Here is a 21,350-nt window from a genome sequence, read left to right on the forward strand (position 1 = left end):
CAGAACTTTTTTATTGAAACTTCAGCCCAAAATTAACTTTATCAAAAGTAGTACTGCAGGAAACCGCAAAACGTCCCACGTTAATCGTTCCGAAAATCCCCTCTTCTCCATGGCCGGAATAAAATCCTCCTGCCGAGAAACGAGCATTCTGATACTTCAGTGCAATGTCATTAACCCTGCTGTTTAATTGCCCGAAAACAATGAGATTGGGAACAATTTCATAACTCGCAAAGACTTTTGGAGCCAGTTTTTTATAATAGTCAAACCCCGCATCACTACCATTATGAATACTGGAGGAATGCAGATTTGACAGACTTCCTCCAATGAAAGTATTCTCAGCAAAATGCCAGGATACACTAAAACCTGTAAAGGTTCCGTCATATCCGCTTCGGGATTCTACATAACCCACAGAGATTGTTGCACGAAACTTATCACACATCTTCCCAATATAACCAACGTAGGTTCGGTCTAATTCAGATTTATTAATACCCGCCCCAAAAATAATATCATCCTGACACATGGTAAGCGCGTACTGAAAATAAGCAGAATACTGATTTTTATTTCCCGCAACAACACTTCTCCCCTTGTCCAGATCAATATTTGGCGAAATCACAGTCGAATTTATCACAGCAAAATCAAATGTATTCATTTCCTGCGCAAATATGGGGGAAGCAATTAGGAACAAAAGTAGTACTGCTTTCATAATGTCAAATTTTAGGTGCAATATTCTTTTACTAAATTACTGACAAAATGATATGCTGAAAAAGAAACTCTACAAAGTGATAAAATTCTCGTTAAAATACAATATATTAAGAAAAATAGGAGAATTATATCCCTTCCTATTTATTATTTATTGCATTTTCAATTCCATTTTAAAATCATAAATTGTATTTTTGAATCAATAACAAAAATTAACCACGTCAGTTATGCTAACTTCCTTTTTACAAGTTTGCGGAAGAGAAAACAGAAGTACCTTACTGCACAACTCAGAGAAAACAAATAAAAAACATCATAATTATTCTTTCTAATTCACATCATTTAAAATTAAAATATATGTTTACAATAGAGCAAATCAAAGAAGCGCATGCCAAAGTACAAACCGGTGCTGACTTCCCTAATTATATTCAGGACTTAATCATTTTAGGCGTAAAAGGCTATGATACTTTCGTGCATGACGGACATGTGGAATACTACGGAGTAAACAATTATCATGTAACGGCTGACGAAAAATACGACGAAATAAAAGTAGAATCAGTTCCGAACAAAGAACGTTTTATCGAATTTTTAGTAATGCATCAGGATGGTCAGACCGATTACCTTACTTTTTGTCGTCACGCCGCCCAATGTGGAATAGCCAAATGGAGAGTCGATATTATAGAAATGACCTGTACTTATTTTGACAAAGACGAAAATGAAATTCTAATCGAGAAAATTCCAGGTTAACCTTTTAATCCTAAAATAAAACGATCCAAAGAATCCTATTTAATGAAAAATACAATCGCCGTAGTGGGTCTCACACTATTACTATTTGCCTGCAATTCAAAACAATCAGAAGATAAAATAAACACGTCCCGCATTACTAAAAAAGAAAGTACACATACAAAAACTTCAGAAAATAAGTCTGTTGGTTCTCCAAACTATGAGATCTCAACATACGACAATCCTGAATTTACATCCCGAATAACAGAGCACAAAAGGGACTTAAAGCAATTTTCAGAAAAAAAGCTCTTTTTAGTTATTCATGATAAATGGATTCAAAAACTAAACAAAGAGCAACAGGCTTTTTTTAGCGAAAATCCTAATTACGAATTACTTTCTATGGCCAAAGGAAATCTATTTCAGGAAGACAGTAATGATTTTGCTTTTATCGTTTACGACAAAAAGAAGGTAAAAATTTCGATTTTACTCTATAACGGCCTAACTTCTGAATATGCTGAATTATACAAAGATATAAAGGTCCAAAATGGCTTTGCTGACACTAATTCTGATGCTGGTTTTTTCAGAACACTTGATTATCAATTTGCAGATGAATTTTTATTTTACAATGAAGACGCTCTTAAAGAACATCCCGATAATTATTTAGAAACCTATGTTGCAGCTAAAATTACCGACCTGTCAAAAGACGACGATTTTGTATTAGACCACGGATCCTTTGCAAAAAACGTTTCGAAAACCAATCTGTCAAACACCCTTTGTCTTGCTACAAGTTCTGTTTATAGTAATTGGGATTGCTTGCGATATGATAAAACAAACCATACTTTTTTAATTTTTTATACACAGGCCTTCGCAGACTAAATACCCCGATTTTGTATAAGAATTCAAAAAAAATAAACTTTTTTAAGATGGCAACTAAACTTTCACCGATCCTAAGCCCTAAAGAATTAGTACAACGCTCTAATTCACCTGAAATTATTCTCATTGACGCCAGAGCCGGAGTAAACGCAGAAGAAAATTATCGCGGTCAACATCTTAAAGGAGCGCGTTATATCGATTTGAACAAGGACCTGGCAACCGTAGCGACCGATCCTTCAAACGGCGGAAGACATCCCTTACCTTCCATAGAGAAATTTTCTGAGGTACTTTCTAAAGCAGGAATTTCACCCGAAAGTCATGTCGTAATTTATGATGATAAAAACGGATCAAACGCAGCAGCTCGCTTTTGGTGGATGCTTCGGGCGATAGGACATGAAAAAGTTCAGGTTTTAAATGGCGGTTTGCAGGAAGCTGTAAAAGCAGGTTATCCGGCAAATGCTGAAATCGAAACTTATAAAACGACTGAAAGATATCCTATTTCAAAATGGGCGTTAAAAACTGCTGACATTGAAGAAGTCGAAAAAGCCCGAAATAACAACGAAAACATTGTAATTGATGTAAGAGATAAAAATCGATTTGACGGTCTGACAGAACCTCTGGATTTGATTGCAGGACATATTCCGGGTGCGATTAATGTTCCGTTTAGTGAAAATTTAGACGTTCACGGTTCTTTTCAATCTCCTCCATTTTTACAAGAGAAATATTCCCGAATCATTGGCGACAAAAAGCCGGAAAATATAATTGTACATTGTGGCTCAGGAGTTACTGCCTGTCATACTTTACTGGCTATGGATTATGCCGGAATACCCATACCTAAACTATATGTAGGTTCCTGGAGCGAATGGTCGCGTAACGATCGTGAAATGGCTACTAAACCAATTGAATAATTACTTTAAGATACAGAAATGCAGCATTGGGACATACTTTTATCAAATCAGGTCAATAAAAAAGCTTTTATAGACACTTTACTTTTAGGGGAAGCTAAAGGAGAATTAGCCCTTTTTAACACTCAAAAAGGCATTTTGTTTTCAGACATCGCTATCGAGAAATTCATCGAAAAAGAATACCAATACGATACTGTTGAAGCAGCCCCTGAATCACACAGACAACTAAGAACTTTTTCTTCGGGAGAACGTAAGAAAGAGTTTCTGAAATATTGCATCAATCAAAATCCTGATTTTATCATTTTTGATAATCCCTTCGATCATTTAGATCTGGCCTCACGTGCCGCTTTAGCAAAATCTCTGGAAAGATTAACCGATAACATTGCAATCATTCAATTGGTCAATCGCGTAGCAGATGTACTTGATTTCGTTCCGAATAAAGCATCGATTAAAGACAATTCCTTTGAACTGCATCCTATTTCAAAAAACGAAAAACATTTTAAAACTTTAAACACAGCGGCAATTCCCAAAGCGATTGAACCGCACTCTTTTCACGAAAGTGTGTTAATCAAAATGGATAAAGTCTCCGTAAGTTACGAGGAAAGAAAAATTGTCGATAACATCTCATGGACGATTAAACAAGGGGAATTCTGGCAGCTCGTTGGTCCGAACGGCTCAGGAAAGAGCACCCTCTTATCTCTAATCACGGGTGATAATCCAAAGGGATTCGGTCAGGATTTGTATTTATTCGGAAGAAAAAAAGGAAGCGGCGAAAGTGTTTGGGACATTAAAAAGCAAATTGGAATTTTCGCAACTTCTATGACTGACCTGTTTCAAAAGGGACATACTCTGGAAGAAATGATTCTTTCCGGTTTTTTCGATTCCATCGGATTGTATATTGAACCCACTACTTTACAAAAACAAACTGTAACACAATGGCTCGAAGTAATTGAAATGAGCCACTTACGAAAAAAACGCTTCATTGACCTTTCTATAGGACAGCAAAGAGTCGCTTTAATTGTCAGAGCCGTTCTAAAACATCCTCCGTTATTGATTCTCGATGAACCTGTCGAAGGTCTTGACGACGAAAATGTTGACTTGGTCATTCAATTGATCAACACCATCAAACAAGAAACAAATGTTAGCATACTGTACGTTTCACATCGTATAGAAAATGGCCTCGCTCCTACCTCAGTATTTGAACTTTTGCCAACTCCAACCGGATCTATCGGTAAAATCAAATACCATTCAGAGTTAAATTAAAAACAAAAATGAAAATTAAATATCTTACTTTTCTAGCATCCACAATGCTACTGATTTCCTGTTCAGGTACTATTTCGACTGCGAAAAAAGAATATCAAATCACAAAAACTGCCGCGTTAAAATCCGATTGGAATTTTAATCCCAATGAGTGGAGACTCCAAAACGATACCTTAACCGGAAACGGAGGTCCAATGCATTGGGGCGTGATCGAATCCAAAAAGAAACTTCCAAAAAACTACGAAATCGACTTTAAAGTAAACATCGTCAAAGAATCTTTGTTTGAAATAATGCTAAATCTCGAACAGGAAAAATACATTCGGACTTATCTCTACACAATTGAAAAAAGTATCATTATTGGAAAAGGTGTTTACCATAAAGACAGTGATGCATATGGTAAACGCGGCGGTCCATCCTTGTTTAAAAAACCAATGCAACTGGAAAACAACAAATGGTATACAGTAAAAATCAGAGTTAAAAACAATCAGTTGTACTTTGCTGTCAACAATCAAACGTTCTTAGAATGTTCCATCGAAAAAAGCAATCTAAATCAGCAAGGCCAACTAGGTTTCATAACCAACGGACAAGCCAAAATAACCGATTTAACGATTAAAACAATTCCATAAAAAAAGCTCCATCAGGAGCTTTCTTTTTATAATAAATTTTCTAATTGACAAATTATCCAATTAATTTTCTTCTTCATCTACATTGTGCGATTTCACATAATTACGCCATTTTTCAATACAATCCTGAAAATCCTGAGGCAGTTCCGTATCAAAACGCATCATTTCACCTGTATTTGGATGTACAAAACCAAGTGTTTTAGCATGTAGTGCCTGACGTGGTAATGCTTTAAAACAGTTTTCGATAAACTGTTTGTATTTGGTAAATGTAGTTCCTTTTAAAATTAAATGACCACCATAACGTTCATCATTAAACAACGGATGCCCGATATGCTTCATGTGAGCACGAATCTGGTGTGTTCTTCCGGTTTCCAGTTTACAGGAAATCAAAGTCACATAACCAAAACGTTCCAGTACTTTATAGTGCGTAATGGCAGGCTTTCCTATTTCAGGATCTGCAAAAACAGCCATTTGCATGCGGTCTTTTAAATGTCTGGCAAGATTTCCTTCTATCGTTCCGGATTCTTCCGCTACATTCCCCCAAACAAGAGCAATATACTCGCGTTCTGAGGTTTTAGCTTCAAATTGTTTGGCTAAATGTGTCATTGCCGCTTCGGTTTTTGCCACTACCAAAAGTCCGGACGTATCCTTATCAATTCGGTGTACCAAGCCCGGGCGTTCACTGCTGTTCATTGGCAAATTATCAAAATGATGTGCCAGCGCATTCACCAGTGTTCCGGTATAATTCCCGTGCCCCGGATGCACCACCATTCCCGGCTCTTTGTTGATTAACAGCAAAGCATCGTCTTCATATACAATGTTCAATGGAATATCTTCCGGCAAAACATGGTTTTCAAAAGGAGGATGAGACAACATCACAGTCACCACATCAAACGGTTTTACTTTATAATTTGATTTAACCGGAATATCATTCACAAAAATGTTTCCTTCAGTTGCGGCGTTCTGAATTTTATTTCGTGTCGCATTCTGAATCAAATTCATTAAATATTTGTCAATACGCAAAAGCGCCTGACCTTTAGGGACTTCAAATCTGAAGTGTTCGAACAATTCGTCTTCCAGATCTAAATTTTCAGTATTATTGCTCATCATTAGTTTTTTCAGTAGTTGGTGCAGCTACACTGTCTACAGCCTGCCCTTCATCTTCATAAGTTGCTTTTCCATCTCCTAAAACCAAATCAATTTTAGAAGCTTTCAACACACGATCTCCTACTTTTAAGTTTCTTCCTTTATAACGCATCTCCAAAACCATATCTTTTCCTAAGTTTGGAATATAAGTAATAGTTCCAGCTTCAAGCCCTAAAGCTTTTAGAGTTGGAACCGCCTCACGATAAGTTTTCTCAATTAAATCAGGTATTTTAACCGATGAGAATCCTGATGCATTAATTTTAATATATATTTTTCTTCCCACTTTTACCTTTGTTCCTGGCAGAGGATCCTGCTCAACAACACTGTATTTTGGGAATTCACTTCGGTAATCAACGCTGTCCAAAAGTACATAATCCAGGTCCAGTTCATCCAGTTTTGACTCTACTTGCTCCTCAGTCAGTTTAGCTAAATTCGGAACAGTAACCTCATTACCATGATCGGTTGTAAAAGTCAACCAATGCATAAACAAATAGCCTAAAACGGCAATTATAGCAGCCGCACTTAATACTTGCACAAAAAATACCCGGCTCGTTAAATACTTACGTAAACTCATAAATTTATTTTTATTAGTCGCAAAGATAAAGCTATTTCGTTTCAAAAAAAATGATAATTTTGTTTTAGACAAGAAAGTCGTTTGATTGCCATTCTTATGGAAAATAAAGTGCTTTGCAATTTTAATTTTCAGAAGCTCTCTCCTGCTGTCCGCTGTATCTTTTGCGTCCGCTATCGCGTGCACAAAAGGATGCCGCTCCCATCAGGGCTAGGGATTTAGGTTCTGCCACTATTGTCAAACTGAGCAAAGTCGAAGTTCAGCCCGACAAACAAACGATTAAACAAACTGTCAGACTGAGCGAAGTCGAAGTTCAGCCCGACAAACAAACAAATAAAACAAACTGTCAGACTGAGCGAAGTCAAAGTTCAGCCCAACAAACAAACGAACAAAACAAACTGTCAGACTGAGCGAAGTCGAAGTTCAGCCCGACAAACAAACGATTAAACAAATACACAAATAAACGGTTAAACACATAAACATCACAAAATGAAAAACATAGCCATTATCATGGGCGGGTATTCAAGCGAATATAAAATTTCGTTAATCAGCGGAAACGTGGTACATCAATATCTTGACAAAACAAAATACAACGGATTCCGTATTCATATTTTCAAAGAAAAATGGGTTTATGTAGACGAAAACAACGCCGAATTTACCATTGATAAAAACGATTTTTCAGTAACCGTAAACGATCAAAAAATTACTTTCGACTGTGTTTTCAATGCCATTCACGGAACTCCGGGTGAAGACGGTTTAATGCAGGCCTATTTTGAGTTATTAGGAATTCCACAATCTTCCTGCGATTACTATCAGGCAGCATTAACCTTCAATAAACGTGATTTATTATCGGTTTTAAAACCATACGGAATCAAAACGGCTATATCATATTACCTAAATAAAGGCGATGTAATCCATACTGCCGAAATCGTTAAGAAAGTTGGTTTACCATGTTTTGTTAAACCAAACAAAGCAGGTTCCAGCTTCGGAATCTCAAAAGTAAAAACAGAAGCCGAACTTCCAATTGCAATCGAAGTAGCATACAAAGAAGACAACGAAATCATTATCGAAAGTTTCCTTGACGGAACCGAAGTTTCAGTAGGAGTAATCAATTATCAGGGAGAAATTAAAGTTTTACCTATTACCGAAATTGTATCTGATAATGACTTCTTCGATTACGAAGCCAAATACGAAGGAAAATCACAAGAAATTACTCCTGCCCGAATTTCTGACGAATTAACTCAAAAAGTAAGCGAAACAGCAAAACGTGCTTACGAAGTCTTAAAAATGAAAGGTTTCTCCAGAAGCGAATTCATTATTGTAGACAACGAACCTTATATGCTCGAAATGAATACCATTCCGGGTTTAACCACCGAAAGTTTGATTCCACAGCAAGCCCACGCAGCAGGAATTTCATTGGAAGATTTATTTACTAATGCGATTGAGTTAGCACTATCCTAAAGAGACTGAGGTTCTGAGATTCTAAGGTACTAAGATCTCAGAACCTTTTTATTACTCCAGCTACGGTCAGACTGAGCGAAGTCGAAGTCCTCAAAAAAACTTAGTACCTTAGAATCTCAGAACCTTAGAACCTCCAAAAAAATGCGAAAAGCCCTATTCCCCGGATCATTTGACCCCATTACACTGGGACACGAAGACATCATCAAAAGAGGAATTCCTTTATTTGATGAAATCGTTATTGCCATTGGTGTCAACGCCGAAAAAAAATACATGTTTTCACTCGAAGAAAGAAAACGTTTTATAGAAGAAACTTTTAAAGATGAACCAAAAGTTTCAGTGATCACTTATGAAGGATTAACCATTGATCTGGCCAAAAAACTTAAAGCTAATTTCATCCTGAGAGGCTTACGAAATCCTGCCGATTTTGAATTCGAAAAGGCCATTGCACACACCAACAGAAAACTATCTAAAATAGAAACCGTATTTCTATTAACAGCAGCAAGTACTTCATTTATTAGTTCAAGCATTGTTCGTGATGTATTACGTCATGGCGGAGAATATGAAATGCTGGTTCCGGATGCGGTTAGGGTGAAGAAATAAAAAAGATAAAAAACAACAATGTATTCAGTCTAAAACATTTCAAATGATTGGTGAAAATATTCGTGGAAACTCAAAAATATATTCAGTAACAGAAAGGTTATTAGAAAACCAGGGGGACAGACCAAATGCCAATATTTATATTTGTGAAGATGAAAAAAATATTAAATACATTCTAAAACACTTTTACAGCAAAACACCCGTATCATTTATAGGATATAGCAAACACAACCATTATGGACGCAGAAGAGATGGAAGCCATAGAGTTTTTAATGAAATTCAGAAAAAAAACACCCAATATCCATTTTTACTAAAACATATTGAGCGAATAAAACATAAAAATAAATGGCTAATAATTTTAGAATATATTGAAGGAAGTACTTTATCTGAATTTGTTAAAATAAATCATTCCAAAGATTTTAATAAAGTAAACAGTGCTATTGAACAATTCGGTCTGGAACTAAAAAATTGGCATTCATCAGAATTTGCGCATGGCGATCCACACTTAGATAATGTAATGATATCTAATAAAAATGATGACAATTATATCATTAAATTAATCGATTATGGGCAGTTACATCACCCAGATTTTCACTATTGCAAAAAAGTAAACTGCTACAAAGACAAGAATAAAAGAATAAATGAAGATCTCAAAAATACAAACAATAAGTTAGGAAATGGTTTTTTAAAAGGATTGATAGATTTGGAAAACGCCCTTAATATTCCAAGTCAATTATCATCGATTTTTAAAAAAGCATATTACTGACCTTTTCATTTGAATCAACTTTTATCGTACAAAACACAAACTTGTTACTTATCTTAATTATAAGTAATTTCGCCTTTTTAAAACAAACAATAAATAATGAGCATCGAAAGAGAATTAAACAAACGCAGCGGATCTAAATGCGAGCTTTGTGGAGCGGAGGAAAACCTAAAAGTATATCAGGTATTACCAACTCAAAAAGGCGGAATTGATGAAGCTATATTTGCCTGCAATACCTGTATAGACCAAATTGAAAATCCAGATAATGTTGATTTAAACCACTGGAGATGTCTTAATGACAGTATGTGGAATGAAAACGTTGCCGTACAGGTTGTAGCCTGGAGAATGTTAAGCCGTATGCGTGCTGCAGGTTGGCCACAAGAATTACTGGATATGATGTATTTAGACGAAGATACACTGGCATGGGCGCAAGCAACTGGCGAAGGCGAAGACGACGAAAATAAAATCGTTCACCGTGACAGTAACGGTGTAATTTTAGAACACGGAGATTCTGTAGTTTTAATTAAAGATCTTAAGGTAAAAGGATCGAGCATGGTGGCCAAACAAGGAACTGCTGTACGCAACATCCGTTTAGACCATGAAAACGCCGAATACATAGAAGGAAAAGTTGACGGTCAGCAAATCGTGATTATTACCCAATACGTGAAGAAAATATAGTTTTTTTTGAGGTGCTAAGTTGCTAAGATGCTAAGTTGCTGAGTTTTTTTTTAGCTTTTACTCTAAAAGCCATAACCTGAAACTTGAAACCTGAAACTTGAAACTTGAAACAAAAATAACCTGAAACCTGAAACAAAAAAAAGGCTATTCAAAATCTGAATAGCCTTTTTTAGTGATTTACAATTAAACCTATTTTTGGAATAATTTATTGATCTGATCTTTTACAAATGGCTCAGAAACACTGCTTGTTGCAGCAGCAGCCTCTTTTGAAGAAACCATGAACTGAACCGTAGCTTTTTCCGGAACAACACTTCCTGTGTAGTGCAACCAGATATAGTTATTCGGTAATTCTAATTTAATATCATACAAAGGGCTTGCTGTGAAACCATTCATGATAATGTTGTAAAGACTCGCGTAATCATTGTTAACATTCTTAAATGTAAATTTTCTTAGACTTGATGATTCATCATCGTTTTGTATACTGGTATAATACACCGTATACTCATCTCCAATTTTCTGAATGTAATTGTTATTTACTTTTCCTAATTTTTCAACCGGTACAGTTTCAATAACTTTAATTTGTGCAAAAGACACAACACTAAACAACAAAATAGCAATCGTAATAATTCTTTTCATAATTAATTTGGGGTTTATTATTTACGGGCACAAGAAACGCAGAAAATATGATAAATTAAAGCCTTCGTCCTTATTTTTTATTCCCCTGTAATCTCCCTTAACAAGACATCTTTAAAGAACAATAAAACCACAAATCAAAACACTGAAAAACAGCTAATTAAAAACTAAAACACCTCAAAAAACAGGATTAAAAACATTCAAAATCCTTATTGATTTACGGTAATTTCAGACTCAAAACTTCATTTAAATTCTGAACTCTTATAAAGATTCCCATAAAAAACATCTGCCAAAAAAGATAGAGCCGGAAAGATTACCTCTCCTCCTCTTTCTTGACCACTTTGCGGGCAACTTCAATTTTGAATTTCTTGCCCTTCATTTTTTCGTCTTTAATATTTTTAAGCAGATCTTTTACCTTATTGTATTTAACAGCAGCAAACGATACAAAATCCTTTACTTCAATAAGCCCCAAATCTCCTTTTTCAAGTTTTCCTTTTTGAGAAAAGAAACCAACAATATCTATTTTATTCAATTTGGTTTTCTTTCCACCGCTAATATAAATGGTTTGAAATTGAGGTGGTTTTGGCAAAACTGTAGTGCTGGCAACCTCTAAAACCTCCATTCCGTAATCAATATAATCCAGTTGTTTTTCACTTTCGTGAACAATAATATAGGCTGTTCCTGAAGCCTGCATACGTGCCGTACGACCATTTCGGTGCGTGAATTCATCTTCTTTTAAAGGTAAATGATAATGAATAACATGTTTCATTTCCGGAATATCCAATCCACGTGCAGCCAAATCGGTAGTAATCAGATAACTCATACTTCCGTTTCTAAACTGAATCAGTGCACGCTCACGCTCCTCCTGATCCATTCCGCCATGATAATACGTCGCATAAATTCCTTTTTCGTTTAAAGTATCACTAATGCGTTCTGCTGCATCACGATGATTACAGAAAATAATAGCGGACTGCGATTTCAATGAACAGATCAAATTGAACAAACTGTCCAGTTTATCCTTAGCAGGTGAAACCACCATTTTCATCGAAAGATTTGTCTTTTCTTCCTCTTCCGGAATAAAATCCAAAACAGTTGGATTGACTACTCTGGTATATCTTGGAATCTCAATATCAGAAGTCGCTGAAACCAAAACACGTTTGTTCAATTTCGTTAACTTTCCGATAATATATGACATTTGCTCATGAAAACCAAGCTGCAAAGACTTATCAAATTCGTCCAGAACCAAAGTCTGAATTTTATCGGTGCGGAAAGTATCCCGGTCAATATGATCGGCAATTCTACCCGGAGTTCCAATCAAAACTGCCGGAGGATTGCTTAAATTTTTAATCTCAGTATCAATAGAGTGACCTCCGTAGCAAATATTTACTTTATAGGGAGTCCCCATTTTCTTCCAAACCTGCTCAATCTGCAAACCTAATTCACGAGAAGGTACTAAAATTAAACATTGAACCGAAAGAATTTCAGGCTGTAACAACTCTAAAATAGGCAGTAAAAAAGCTAGTGTTTTTCCCGATCCTGTTGGAGAAAGCAGTAAAACATTATTATCGTTCAAAATAGCATCCTGCGCTACCTCTTGCATTTCATTTAGACTCTCAATTCCTAAATTCGAAAGTATATTGTTGGAATGGTGTTTTTTATTCATTTTGCAAAAGTAGTCAAAATAAATTTAGAGGTTTCAAATTCCAAATTCCAAATTTAAAAACCTAAAACCTGAAACTTGAAACCTGAAACTTGAAACTTGAAACCTAAGTTCTGAATTCCATCCGGAAAACTATTCCAGTTCTTTCAAAATCAACTTAAACTCTTCAATTTCAGCTCCGGTTAATGGTTTTAGCGGGCTTCTTAAAAAACCGCCCTCTATTCCCTGAATTTCCAAACCTGCCTTGATTGCTCGTGGCAAACCTTTGTTAACGATAAACTTTAAAAGATTCAATTGTTTGTAAAATACTTTTTGCGCAGCCTCTAAATCATTGTTCTCAATCGCATGATACAAATCCAGATTCAATTTCGGAATTAAATTGGGCGCAGTCGTACACCAACCAGTAGCTCCTGCAGAAAATGCAGCCAGTGCCAACGGATTTGAACCGTTAAAAAAAGCAACATCATCGCCCAATTCCCGCTTTAAATAATGCATTCTCTGAACGTCTCCCGTGCTTTCTTTTATCATGGTTACATTAGCAATCTCAAGAAGCCTTTTTAATAAAACAGGTGACATATCTACTCCCCCCGTTGCAGGATTATTGTAAGCCATTATCGGAATCGAAATTTGCTTTGCTACTGCATCAAAATGCTGAACAATCTCGTCATCTGTAAGCTTCCAGTAACTCATCGGGATAATCATTACGGCAGCGGCACCTGCTTTTTCGGCAAATTTAGCATGATAAATAGTTTTCTCAGTAGTCAGGTTTGATACGCCAACCAAAACCGGAACTCTGCCCCTGACCTGTTCGATTGTTGCCATAGTAATAGCTTCTTTTTCCTCATCTGACAAATAAGGCATAACTCCGGTACTTCCAAGCGGGGCGACAGCGTGACAACCGGAAACAATTAAGCGTTCCAGTAATTTTTTATACAAAGTGATATCTACTTTTTCATTTTGATCAAATGGAGTAATCGGATAAGCAATAATGCCTTTGAATAGATTGTTTTTCATGTTTTCAATTGTTTTAAATTAAAGATCCCTGCCTTCTTCTTCTCTTAATGCCACGCCTAAATTCTGAAGCTGCGGTGCATTTTCACAGGCAATGTATTTCGCCGATGCTTCGCTGCTCAAATTTTGATGCCTGTGCCACGCCCAACTCGGAATATAAACAGCATCGCCTGCTTTCCACTCTACTTTTATATCCTCAATCTCGGTATACCCATGCCCTTCAATTACATAAATAACGGTTTCATACGTATGACGATGTCTGTTTGTCAATTGATCCGGTAATAAACCGCCAATGGTCATACTCACGTTCTTACTTGGAAGATCTACAAAGAAAACCGGATGTTTTCGCTCGGTAGAAAATTGATTGTGAACTCCGGCTTGCTCTACGTTTTTATGAATTAATTTTTCAGGCATCACAAAAGTGGGTCTGGCAAAAGTTTCGTGAAAATCTTTTGAAGAAAATTGTTTTTTAGTTTCCATAACTTTAATAATTATTGTGTTTTGCATTATTGCTCCACAAAATTATCTTAACTTTGGACTACTCAACTGATACAGTTTTAACATAAACAAATAGTCCAGATGTTACGACCTTGGCAATTAGAAATTCAACTCAACGCAAATGATGCAAAAGCCATTTATCTGCAAATCGCTGATGCAATCATCGAAGCCATTCAAACCGGAATGCTCAACAGCGGTAATGCACTGCCCGGCAGCCGGCAGCTTGCAGGCTTACTAAAAGTGAACCGAAATACTGTTATTGAAGCTTTAGACGTTTTAATTGCCGAAGGCTGGCTCATTACATTGGAAAGGAAAGGAACTTTCGTAGCCGATATTCTGCCATTGGCTTCCAAAAACATCGCTCAAAAGCAAAAACCAAATTATACTGAGGAAGAAAAACAGCCTCTTATTGTTTTTGATGATGGAATCCCCGATAGTCGAATTGCACCAATGAACGAACTCGCCAGAGCTTACCGACAGATTTTTAACCGAAAATCGCGTTGGCAGATCATGGGATACAGTACCGAGTACGGAAATCTGGAATTTCGTAAAGCCATTGTACAGATGCTCAATTTTAAAAGAGGAATGAATGTCACTCCGGACCAAATTTGCATCACACGTGGAAGCCAGATGGCAATGTACCTAACCTCCAACTGTTTATTATCAAAAGACGATTACGTAATGGTCGAAAACCCGGGGTATCAGGCCGCTTGGGAAACATTTCAAAGCAGTGGAGCTAAATTACTGCCAATAAATGTCGACAAAGACGGCTTGCTGATTGATGAGGTCGAAGCTTATCTGAAAAAGTTCAGCAACATAAAAGCCATATACGTAACACCGCATCATCAATTTCCAACTACGGTTACCCTGAGTCTCAAACGAAGATTAAAACTCATCGAATTGTCCAATCAATACGGTTTTACCATTATCGAAGACGATTACGATCATGAATTTCATTTCGGACAAAGACCTATTCTTCCTATTTCAAGTTACAGCAATGCCAAAAACACGGTTTACATTGGAACATTGAGCAAAATTGTTGCACCAGCCTTACGAATCGGATATTTGGTAAGTGATCGCAAAACCATTTTAAAAGTGGGCAAACACCGAAAAATAATTGATGTACAAGGTGATAACATTATGGAAGAAGCCGTTTTACAGCTCATAAACGAAGGCGAGATTAAAAGGCACCTTAAACGAACAACCCTTATTTACAAAGCAAAACGCGACTATTTTGAAACGATTTGCAACAAATACCTCAAAGACAAAACCACTTTTACCAAACCCGAAGGAGGCCTGGCATTTTGGATAATTCCCAACTCGCCAGTTAATATTTCTGAAATTGCGGACAAACTGCTGTTAAAAGGGATCAAAATAATAACACCTGAGAAATTCAGTTTTAATAAACCTGTGCAAGGATTCAGACTTGGTTATGCCTCCTTAACTGAAAAACAAATTGAAGACGGAATCGTTGAGCTTGCTAAGCTGTTGTGAGTTTTGTTTGTTTCAAGTTCCAAGTTTCAGGTAGAAATGCGATTAAACTTTGCGCAGACTTTACTGCAAAGATGCAAAGGTTTACGCAAAGTTCGTTAAATCTGTCACAAAGCTTTGCGAACTTAGCGTTTTCATAAAATCCCGGATAGTAAAAAACTTAGCGTGCCTTGCGGTTAATCTTTTTACCCTCATTCAAAACCTAAAACCTAAAACTTGAAACCCAAAACCTGAAACAAAAAACCTATATTTGATTCTTGCTAACAAAACCAAAACCATGAAACTTTTTACATTTCTCTTTTCACTTTTCACTCTAACCCTTTTCGCTCAAAACAATAAAAAATACGAAACTTTCTTCGAAAAAGGAAACGGAAATCAGTCCGCTTCTTATCAAGAAACGATTCAGTATTATAAACTTTTAGCACGTGATTTTGCGACCATCCAAATTAAAGAAATGGGGCTAACTGATTCCGGTGAGCCATTACACATGATCACTTACAATCCTGAAAAAGAATTTGATTTTGAGAAAATTCAAAAGAACAAAGCAGTGCTTTTTATCAATAATGGCATTCATGCCGGAGAACCTGATGGAATCGATGCCACCATGCAATTCTACAGAGATCTGGCAACAGGAAAAATAAAAGCCCCGAAAAATACCATATTGGTTACGATTCCGGTTTACAATATTGGCGGCGCTTTGAACCGAAATTCGACCACAAGAGCCAATCAGGATGGTCCGGAAATTTATGGTTTCAGAGGAAATGCCCGCAACTACGACCTCAATCGTGATTTAATGAAATCAGATACGCGAAACACCAAAAGTTTTGTTGAGATTTTTCAGAAAATAAATCCCGACGTTTTTATTGACAATCACGTGAGTAACGGCTCTGATTATCAATACAAATTAACCTATATCATGACACAGCACAACAAACTGGGAACCGTGTTGGGTGATTTTATGAATAGCGAAATGATGCCGGCTCTGGTCAAAGATCTACAACAAAAGAAAATTGAAACAACACCATACGTAGATTCATTTAAAGACACCCCTGACAAAGGTTTTGGTCAGTTTGTAGATAGTCCACGATATACAACGGGTTATACTTCATTATTTAACACCATTGGTTTTGTGGTTGAAACACACATGCTGAAAAAATATGCCGAACGTGTAAAAATGACTTACGAATACACCAAATCTACTTTAGATTACACTGATGCCAATTACCAAAAAATCAAGGAACTCCGAGTAAAAAACCTGGAACAATATCAAGCTAAGAAAAACTATACTATAAAATGGGAGCTGGACAGTACAAAAGCCACCACCTTTTCTTTCTTGGGTTATGAAGCAGCTTACAAAAAAAGCGAGGCTACAACCGGAGATCGCTTGTACTACGATCGAAGCAAACCATATAAAAAAGAGGTTCCTTATATCAAAGAATTCAAATCAGTAAAAGAGGTTGTTATACCTTCTGCTTATATCATACCACGTGGTTATTGGAATATTATTGACCTTTTAAAGAACAATAACATTTCGTTTACCCAACTTAAAAACGATACTATTATTGAAGTAGAAAGTTATAAAATTGCCGATTTTAAAACCGTTCCATCTGCATACGAAGGACACTATTTACACCGAAATACAACGGTAACTTCTAAAATTGTTAAAATGGCTTTCGCCAAAGGAGATTACATCATTCCAACCAATCAAAAAGGTGTAAAATACATCTTAGAAGCCTTTGAACCAGAAGGATTTGATTCGTTTTTCAACTGGAATTTCTTTGATACTATTTTACAGCAAAAAGAGCACTATTCCAATTATATTTTTGAAGATACCGCTGCTAAACTCCTAAAAGAAAACACAACTTTAAAAGCCGAACTGGAAAATAAAAAACAAACTGATCCAGAATTTGCTAAAAATCCGGAAGTACAGTTAGACTGGATTTATAAACATTCGGCCTATTATGAAAAGGCACATTTGCAGTATCCTGTTTATCGGGTTTTGTAGTTTTTTTGATTGTGTTGATTTTTTTTACGCAAAGTACGTTAAGTTTTTTTTGATTTTGATTACGTTGAGAAAACGCTGAGATCGCAAAGCTAATTTTAAAAGTAGTAACCATTAAATATTTATTACAAACCATTCTTAGAAAATCTTAAAAATTATGAAAGACGAAATAATTAAAATCCTGCTTGAACTGTTCATAATAAGTATTATTGGTGGAGCCATTACATTTTATTATAATAAACTACAAAAAAACAGAGAAATATTACTCAGTCTTATCGATCAAATTTCTTCAGTACATTCTCAATTTTTATCATTAAGATATAAATATAATGTTTTGTTTACTATCCCTGGAAAGCCAATTTCTAATATTCTTAATATTGATGAAGTTAATAAGCTAAAATGGGAATACTATGAAGAAGCATGCATTCTAATAAGTAAATTTCAAAGCATAAAGCCACTTCTTTTAAAATTTGTTCCTGAATTAAAAGAAGAGATCAGCATGGTAGATAATTACTATCAAGTGTATCGCCGAACAATTAGATCAAATCAGTCAATATTTCAAAATGAAAATGGAAAAACAGATTCTGCACAAAATAATCTGAAAAAATTGTATTATGAATTAATACAACAATTGACAAATAAAATCTAGAAAATAAACACTCCTGTGTAACGGGAGCGTCCCGCTCATAAATGCAATTTAAATCAACACAAAGAGGTCACGAGCGGGAAACTCGCACTAGCGAAAAATAAACTCAACAGAAATATAAAAGCCTAATAAAAAGAAATTTTATTAGGCTTTTTTAAATTATGGAAAGAAAAACTATTTATCCTTCAATATCTTTTCTAAAAACTCAACTTTTTCTTTTTCGGCCTGAACCAAACGTTCGTATAGTTTTTTATTTTCTTCATAAGCATCAATTAACTTTTCCAAAGGATTAAAAGTGAGATTAGTACAAGAATTATTTAGTATCTGTCCTTTTGCACTATTATCGTAAAAATTATTAAAATAATTAATTGCTGCTTCGTCTGAAAAATTTTTAAGCGCTTCAACAGTTACTCCCAAAGCTTTTGCAATTGGAGCAAGTTTCTCATCGTCTATCGTTTCACTATTCTCCAAAATTGAAATTGCCTGTTGGTTGGTTCCTAAAGCCTGTGCCAACGCTTCCTGTTTCATGTCTCTCAGTTCACGAATTCGGCTAATTTTTCGTCCTATGTGGTTTGGTTTTGATAATGTGCTCATAATTCAAAGATAATATTAACAATCATTACAATCAATAATGTAAAAAACATATTTTACTATGTATGATACAATTTAGATGCTTTTACTATTGATTTGGATATCAAACAAAAGTACGATTTTTGAGACATGAAATAGTTAAAAATGAAAAATTATACAGATTCTAAAAAAAGCTGACTTTCTTAGTAAAAAATCCATAACATATGATAATTTTTTTGTTTGCGAATAGTCTATCGCCCTTTCAGGGCTTAACCCAAAAAATCATTATTCATTCTTAGTGCTTCGCACTAAGCTATTGCTAAAGCTCTTTCAGAGCAAAAAAAATCAAAAATAACATGAAAACTTAAAATCATACGCTTCACACCAAAACCATTACATAAAATTCTTCCAGATGAAAGATTATAAAAAAACGGGCTGAAAGCCCAAAAAGCAACAGCGCAGTGCAACGCACTGCAAATTAAATAAAAAGTAAATCCCGCCCTGAAAGGGCAAAAGCAAACAAACACAAAGTATTTTTTTAGAGAGAACAACTCATCTTAAACGAAAACACCACACAAAACTTCGAAAATATTTTCTCGTTGAGACGGGACTTTCGCTACTATAGAGCTTAATACTATTTACACTTCATTTATCCCCCTTTACACCACATTATTGCTAAGATTCTTCTAAAACAAGAAGTTTTAAGCATTGATGGTTGATCCTGATTAATCAAAAAACATTCAGATTATCCAACAGTTCATTTATATTTGTTAAAACTATAACCATACCATTAAACCAATTTAAACCAAAAACCATAATGAATACCTCTTTTTATCTCGAGGGCTTTCAAAAAGCCGCCGACCGTCTCGATCAAAAAACATTAGACGAAAAATCAATCGAAGTTGCAGTTGGTCTATACTTAGACTCCGTATTCCTAAAACTGTACAAAAGATCATGGTCAACCAATCCGCAGGAAGCACTGACAGCCGAATCACGAATTTTCTTTTCAATTTGGGTTAATGACTCTGGTATCGAAAAACAAAGAATGATGTACAACATCCACGCTTTAAAGCTTAGAAAATTTAAAGTTTATACTATTGAGAGTCGAAAATTTGCCGAAGTCTTCAGAAAATCGTTTAAAAAGTACGAAGAAATCTGGCCAAATGTAACTACAAATCATGGCCCGTTAACCCTAATGGAAGGCTGGGTAACATTAAATTCCGAGAACTTTCAGGAAGAGATTACAGAACTCACTCATAAATTCTTAAAAATTGAGTACCTAATCGACGACGCTTTCTATCAGTTTGAATAATAAACAATTACCAAAATTCTGCTCGTGAACACGTTTATTTCAAAGTTTAAAACCTTAAAAAAAGAACGGCTTCACGAGCAAAAATTCAAATTTCAACTTTTACTTCTGTAATAGCTAAACCTTTTACTGGCTATTTTCGTCTTTAATACCTTTTAGTAAAGCATAAATTGCCATTGCATGACCTTGCCCTAATTCAAAATCTGCTTTAAGCCAGTTTACAATATCTCCGGCTTTTACTTCAGGCTTGAGTTTTCCTTCGTGAGTAAATGCTTTTTGTTCTGCCAAAGCCCTAAATTCGGCCGGACCATTGCCCGTTTTTTCTTTGATTGTTTTTAAATACGCTTGAAATGACATAAAAGTTCGTTTAATTGATTCATCGACAAACGAAAATACAATTAAAATCAAAACATTACCAAGATTATTCTTAGCTTTTACTGTAAAAACAACTATAAGTAGCGAATAGAACTCTACCAGTGAAGTGGCTCGCATAATCCTACAGCATCTCAATAAGAGAACATATAGGCTGTAGTGCCCTCCTCTCTTATCAGGATGATGGCACGCCTAATTAAAAGGGGTAAAAAATTATCAGGAAATGATGAGGTAGTATTTTTTCCCTTACTCTACTTTAATTTCACTTTCCTCTTCAAATAACAGCTTAATGTTTTCGTAAGAGTTTTTCAAAGCTTCTTTTATTTGTTCCGGATTTAACCAGGCCACTTTTTCGATACCTTCTTCAGCCTGACCATGAGGAATCCCTTCAAAGTCTGTATGCATTTCAAACCAATGCGTGATTTTGAGTTTGTATTTTCCGTTACGCTTAAAAACATGATACGTTTTTTGAAGTTTATTGGTAATACGAAGCTGGCTCACACCTGTTTCTTCTTCCACCTCACGAATAGCCGTAGCCTCAATTTCTTCCCCCTTCTCGATTCCGCCCTTAGGCAAATCCCACTTTCCATTTCTGAAGATAAATAAAACCTCGCCTCTTTTATTGTACACAAAACCTCCACCAGCTTTACTTACAGGAATTTTTGCCTTTAAGGTCTTCATAATCTCCTTTTCGTCAGGATGATACAAATAAGCTTTTTGAATTTTATTTTGAAAGATTTTCACTATAAGCTGCTCGATATCAATACTCTCTAACAAGAATAATTGAAAATTAGTCTCTCTCGAGATTTCATTTGTCAAAAAAAGTGGTTTGTCGTTCACAAAAACTTTATACATTTGTACT

General features: G+C 35.6%; 23 protein-coding genes. 13 read left to right on the forward strand and 10 right to left on the reverse strand.

Features of this window, described 5'->3' with window-relative positions:
• Nucleotides 1-10: 10 nt before the first annotated feature.
• Complete coding sequence (locus B0A80_RS11600) at nucleotides 11-703, reverse strand: hypothetical protein (protein ID WP_070906645.1); 693 nt, start codon at nucleotides 701-703, stop codon at nucleotides 11-13.
• Between the two features lie 350 nt (nucleotides 704-1,053).
• Between B0A80_RS11600 and B0A80_RS11605 the strand changes: the two genes are divergently transcribed.
• The 5 genes from B0A80_RS11605 to B0A80_RS11625 are packed head-to-tail and all read left to right on the forward strand — an operon-like array spanning nucleotide 1,054 to nucleotide 5,083.
• Nucleotides 1,054-1,443: a DUF1398 domain-containing protein gene (locus B0A80_RS11605; protein WP_017496550.1), complete on the forward strand. Its 390-nt coding sequence runs from the start codon at nucleotides 1,054-1,056 to the stop codon at nucleotides 1,441-1,443.
• A gap of 42 nt (nucleotides 1,444-1,485) precedes the next feature.
• Nucleotides 1,486-2,295 carry a hypothetical protein gene (locus B0A80_RS11610; protein ID WP_089077379.1) on the forward strand — a complete coding sequence of 270 codons (810 nt, stop codon included), beginning with the start codon at nucleotides 1,486-1,488 and terminating at the stop codon, nucleotides 2,293-2,295.
• A 47-nt stretch (nucleotides 2,296-2,342) separates the two neighbouring features.
• Entirely contained in the window at nucleotides 2,343-3,200 is an 858-nt protein-coding gene (locus B0A80_RS11615; RefSeq protein WP_089077380.1) for a sulfurtransferase, read from the forward strand.
• Nucleotides 3,201-3,218: 18 nt separating this feature from the next.
• A complete protein-coding gene (locus B0A80_RS11620; RefSeq protein ID WP_089077381.1) occupies nucleotides 3,219-4,460 on the forward strand; it encodes an ATP-binding cassette domain-containing protein in 1,242 nt (413 codons plus the stop codon).
• 8 nt (nucleotides 4,461-4,468) lie between these two features.
• Entirely contained in the window at nucleotides 4,469-5,083 is a 615-nt protein-coding gene (locus B0A80_RS11625; RefSeq protein ID WP_089077382.1) for a hypothetical protein, read from the forward strand.
• A 60-nt stretch (nucleotides 5,084-5,143) separates the two neighbouring features.
• Here B0A80_RS11625 and B0A80_RS11630 read toward each other — a convergent pair whose 3' ends face one another.
• Nucleotides 5,144-6,187, reverse strand: coding sequence for an RluA family pseudouridine synthase (locus tag B0A80_RS11630; RefSeq protein WP_070906650.1), 1,044 nt, complete (start codon nucleotides 6,185-6,187; stop codon nucleotides 5,144-5,146).
• Nucleotides 6,177-6,800 (reverse strand): PASTA domain-containing protein, encoded by a 624-nt coding sequence (locus tag B0A80_RS11635; RefSeq protein ID WP_017496544.1) that lies wholly within the window; start codon nucleotides 6,798-6,800, stop codon nucleotides 6,177-6,179. Before B0A80_RS11635 ends, B0A80_RS11630 begins: the two co-directional genes overlap by 11 nt.
• Nucleotides 6,801-7,286: 486 nt before the next feature.
• Between B0A80_RS11635 and B0A80_RS11645 the strand changes: the two genes are divergently transcribed.
• The 4 genes from B0A80_RS11645 to B0A80_RS11660 all read left to right on the forward strand — a co-directional run bounded on the left by B0A80_RS11645 (nucleotide 7,287) and on the right by B0A80_RS11660 (nucleotide 10,296).
• Entirely contained in the window at nucleotides 7,287-8,258 is a 972-nt protein-coding gene (locus B0A80_RS11645) for a D-alanine--D-alanine ligase (RefSeq protein ID WP_070906652.1), read from the forward strand.
• Between the two features lie 141 nt (nucleotides 8,259-8,399).
• Nucleotides 8,400-8,858, forward strand: coding sequence for a pantetheine-phosphate adenylyltransferase (gene coaD / locus B0A80_RS11650; protein WP_017496542.1), 459 nt, complete (start codon nucleotides 8,400-8,402; stop codon nucleotides 8,856-8,858).
• A gap of 43 nt (nucleotides 8,859-8,901) precedes the next feature.
• The gene (locus B0A80_RS11655; protein ID WP_089077384.1) at nucleotides 8,902-9,621 is read left to right on the forward strand and encodes a lipopolysaccharide core heptose(II) kinase RfaY; all 720 of its coding nucleotides are present in this window, start codon (nucleotides 8,902-8,904) and stop codon (nucleotides 9,619-9,621) included.
• A gap of 96 nt (nucleotides 9,622-9,717) precedes the next feature.
• Complete coding sequence (locus B0A80_RS11660) at nucleotides 9,718-10,296, forward strand: PhnA domain-containing protein (RefSeq protein WP_070906655.1); 579 nt, start codon at nucleotides 9,718-9,720, stop codon at nucleotides 10,294-10,296.
• A gap of 189 nt (nucleotides 10,297-10,485) precedes the next feature.
• Here the strand turns inward: B0A80_RS11660 and B0A80_RS11665 are convergent, their stop codons facing one another.
• The 4 genes from B0A80_RS11665 to B0A80_RS11680 form a co-directional block, all read right to left on the reverse strand.
• The gene (locus tag B0A80_RS11665; RefSeq protein ID WP_017496539.1) at nucleotides 10,486-10,932 is read right to left on the reverse strand and encodes a hypothetical protein; all 447 of its coding nucleotides are present in this window, start codon (nucleotides 10,930-10,932) and stop codon (nucleotides 10,486-10,488) included.
• 310 nt (nucleotides 10,933-11,242) lie between these two features.
• Nucleotides 11,243-12,592, reverse strand: coding sequence for a DEAD/DEAH box helicase (locus tag B0A80_RS11670; protein ID WP_070906657.1), 1,350 nt, complete (start codon nucleotides 12,590-12,592; stop codon nucleotides 11,243-11,245).
• 129 nt (nucleotides 12,593-12,721) lie between these two features.
• Nucleotides 12,722-13,603 (reverse strand): dihydrodipicolinate synthase family protein, encoded by an 882-nt coding sequence (locus B0A80_RS11675; protein ID WP_089077385.1) that lies wholly within the window; start codon nucleotides 13,601-13,603, stop codon nucleotides 12,722-12,724.
• An 18-nt stretch (nucleotides 13,604-13,621) separates the two neighbouring features.
• The gene (locus tag B0A80_RS11680) at nucleotides 13,622-14,080 is read right to left on the reverse strand and encodes a cupin domain-containing protein (protein WP_230000545.1); all 459 of its coding nucleotides are present in this window, start codon (nucleotides 14,078-14,080) and stop codon (nucleotides 13,622-13,624) included.
• A 99-nt stretch (nucleotides 14,081-14,179) separates the two neighbouring features.
• On the opposite strand from B0A80_RS11680, the gene pdxR reads away from it, so the two are divergent.
• The 3 genes from pdxR (at nucleotide 14,180) to B0A80_RS11695 (ending at nucleotide 18,240) form a co-directional block, all read left to right on the forward strand.
• Nucleotides 14,180-15,592, forward strand: coding sequence for a MocR-like pyridoxine biosynthesis transcription factor PdxR (gene pdxR, locus B0A80_RS11685; RefSeq protein ID WP_089077386.1), 1,413 nt, complete (start codon nucleotides 14,180-14,182; stop codon nucleotides 15,590-15,592).
• A gap of 274 nt (nucleotides 15,593-15,866) precedes the next feature.
• Nucleotides 15,867-17,594 carry a M14 family metallopeptidase gene (locus B0A80_RS11690; RefSeq protein WP_089077405.1) on the forward strand — a complete coding sequence of 576 codons (1,728 nt, stop codon included), beginning with the start codon at nucleotides 15,867-15,869 and terminating at the stop codon, nucleotides 17,592-17,594.
• Nucleotides 17,595-17,748: 154 nt separating this feature from the next.
• Nucleotides 17,749-18,240, forward strand: coding sequence for a hypothetical protein (locus B0A80_RS11695; protein WP_089077387.1), 492 nt, complete (start codon nucleotides 17,749-17,751; stop codon nucleotides 18,238-18,240).
• A gap of 171 nt (nucleotides 18,241-18,411) precedes the next feature.
• Here B0A80_RS11695 and B0A80_RS11700 read toward each other — a convergent pair whose 3' ends face one another.
• Nucleotides 18,412-18,831, reverse strand: coding sequence for a helix-turn-helix domain-containing protein (locus B0A80_RS11700; protein WP_089077388.1), 420 nt, complete (start codon nucleotides 18,829-18,831; stop codon nucleotides 18,412-18,414).
• Nucleotides 18,832-19,624: 793 nt separating this feature from the next.
• On the opposite strand from B0A80_RS11700, the gene B0A80_RS11705 reads away from it, so the two are divergent.
• On the forward strand, nucleotides 19,625-20,119 hold the full coding sequence (locus B0A80_RS11705) for a hypothetical protein (RefSeq protein ID WP_017496533.1): 495 nt from the start codon (nucleotides 19,625-19,627) through the stop codon (nucleotides 20,117-20,119).
• Between the two features lie 123 nt (nucleotides 20,120-20,242).
• Here B0A80_RS11705 and B0A80_RS11710 read toward each other — a convergent pair whose 3' ends face one another.
• Together B0A80_RS11710 and B0A80_RS11715 are read right to left on the reverse strand one after the other, a co-directional pair.
• Nucleotides 20,243-20,473 (reverse strand): DUF4287 domain-containing protein, encoded by a 231-nt coding sequence (locus B0A80_RS11710; RefSeq protein ID WP_070907128.1) that lies wholly within the window; start codon nucleotides 20,471-20,473, stop codon nucleotides 20,243-20,245.
• A gap of 261 nt (nucleotides 20,474-20,734) precedes the next feature.
• Nucleotides 20,735-21,343: an NUDIX hydrolase gene (locus B0A80_RS11715; RefSeq protein ID WP_017496531.1), complete on the reverse strand. Its 609-nt coding sequence runs from the start codon at nucleotides 21,341-21,343 to the stop codon at nucleotides 20,735-20,737.
• Nucleotides 21,344-21,350 lie beyond the last annotated feature (7 nt).

Source organism: Flavobacterium tructae, from assembly GCF_002217475.1.
In the GTDB taxonomy this organism is placed as follows: Bacteria; Bacteroidota; Bacteroidia; order Flavobacteriales; family Flavobacteriaceae; genus Flavobacterium; species Flavobacterium tructae.